Here is a 1,936-nt window from a genome sequence, read left to right as displayed (position 1 = left end):
GCCGCACCGAACCGGTCAAGCCTGCTCCCGGGGTCGGCACGCCGTGACATCGCGGTCAGCGATGCCGTCCCCGCTCTCGCTGGCGATCTCGCCGTGCCCGAACGACACGTTCGCCTTCCACGCGCTGGCCCACGGGCTCGTTGCGGACGCACCGCGGGTCACGGTGACCTTCGCGGACATCGATGTGCTGAACTCCCGCGCCGCCGCCGGCCTCGACGATCTGGTGAAGATCTCCTACGCCGCGCTGCCGTGGCTGCTGGACTCCTACCAACTGCTGTCCGCCGGCAGTGCCCTGGGACGTGGCTGCGGACCGCTCGTGCTCACCGCCGGCGGCGGCCGGGACGACCTGGCGGGCGCACGCATCGCGATACCGGGGATGCGCACAACCGCCTACCTGTTGTTCCGGCTGTGGGCGCTGCGACATGGGGTCGGCGACATCGACGTCCTGCCCTTCGAGAAAATCATGCCGGCGGTACGGGACGGGCGATACGACGCCGGCCTGGTCATCCACGAGTCGCGGTTCACCTACCCGTCCTACGGGCTCACGCTGATGGCGGACCTGGGCGACTGGTGGGAGTCCGAGACCGGCCTGCCCATTCCACTGGGGGCGATCGTCGGCCGGCGTGGGCTCGACGGCGCCGCGCTCTGCGCCATGGTGCGGGCGAGCGTCGCGGCAGCTCTGGCCGACCCGCGGGCATCGCGCGCCTATGTGCTGGACCACGCCCAGGAGCTGGACGCCGACGTCGTGAACGCTCATATCGGGCTGTATGTGAACGATTACACGCTATCGCTCGGCGACGAAGGATACGAGGCTGTCGAGGTGCTGCTGGGACGGGCGGGCGCCGCCGGCCTCGTCCCGCCGATACCCGCTCTCCGATCGTGACCGCACGCCGACCGTGACCGCACGCCGATCAGCCAGGCCCTGATGTCTCCAGTTCGTCGGCGACCGCGTGGACGACCTTGGCCACCGTCTCTGCTGTCCGGCGATCTGGATAGCGCCCCCGACGCAGTGAGTTCTGTACCTCGTCCAAGAGTTTGATCATATCTTCGATCATGCTGTGCAGCTCGTCGGGGCTGCGCCGGGCCGCGTGCGCCGCGCTCTTGGCCACCGACGGCGGAGCCGCGAGCACCCGCACCGACAACGCCTGATCGCCCTTGCGACCCGCGGCAACACCGAACTCGACCCGATCGCCCGGCTTGAGCTTCTCCACCCCTGGCGGTAGCGCACCCTTGTGGACGAACACGTCGCCGCCGTCATCACGACTGAGGAAGCCGAAGCCCTTGTCGACGTCGAACCACTTGACTCTGCCGGTGGGCACAGGAGACCTCGTTCTACGTGGCGAAGGGAGACTGTCCAGTGAGATGCCGAGGTCTCCAAGGCTATCCGGGGACACGGCGGCGAGAGGTCATCCGTGCCTATTCGTGGCCGCTCACAGCCGATCGTGGCTGATCACGGGCGCTGGAACCATCGTGGGCTCGCTCAAGGCCTCCGAGTGCGCGAAGAAACCACGATCGCACGCCCTTTGGCCATCCGCCGACCTCGGATCGCCCGGCGATCCGTAGGCTGGTGGCTGTGGCTGCCCAACAACCCCATCGGCCTGATCGGCTCACGGCGCCACAATCATCGGTGGCTGTACCGCGGGAGCTCCCCGGGAACACCCGCGGGCGACTGGTCGACGTGCTCGTCCGGCTGGGGGTCGGCGTCTTCGCGATCGGCCTCCTCGCCACCGTGATCATTATCGTCCCGTTCTTCTTCGGTGTCACCGAGCAGCCCACCTGGCTGAACGTGCTCGCGGCCGGTGGGTTGACGATCGGCTTCGGCATCGCGCTCATCGCAATCGTGGCCGCGGTGCTCTCCCCTGCTCCGGTCGACGAGACAGAACCGGACGACGACACCGGACCGGACAACGCAGGACCGGACCACACCGGACCGGAC

General features: G+C 68.4%; 2 protein-coding genes and 1 pseudogene. 2 read left to right on the top strand and 1 reads right to left on the bottom strand.

The features are described 5' to 3' along the window. Nucleotides 1-61 precede the first annotated feature (61 nt). On the top strand, nucleotides 62-883 hold the full coding sequence (locus tag U9980_RS06820; protein WP_322767165.1) for a 1,4-dihydroxy-6-naphthoate synthase: 822 nt from the start codon (nucleotides 62-64) through the stop codon (nucleotides 881-883). A gap of 28 nt (nucleotides 884-911) precedes the next feature. Here U9980_RS06820 and U9980_RS06815 read toward each other — a convergent pair whose 3' ends face one another. Further along, nucleotides 912-1,319 carry a cold-shock protein gene (locus tag U9980_RS06815; protein ID WP_322767156.1) on the bottom strand — a complete coding sequence of 136 codons (408 nt, stop codon included), beginning with the start codon at nucleotides 1,317-1,319 and terminating at the stop codon, nucleotides 912-914. Nucleotides 1,320-1,627: 308 nt separating this feature from the next. On the opposite strand from U9980_RS06815, the pseudogene U9980_RS06810 reads away from it, so the two are divergent. Continuing rightward, nucleotides 1,628-1,936, top strand: a pseudogene (locus U9980_RS06810) (hypothetical protein); the annotation flags it as partial.

It is taken from the genome of Protofrankia sp. Cr1 (assembly GCF_963555865.1).
Taxonomy (GTDB): Bacteria; Actinomycetota; Actinomycetes; order Frankiales; family Frankiaceae; genus Protofrankia.
Note: the sequence above shows the minus strand (reverse complement) of the source record. Positions and strands in the feature narration are given on the sequence as shown.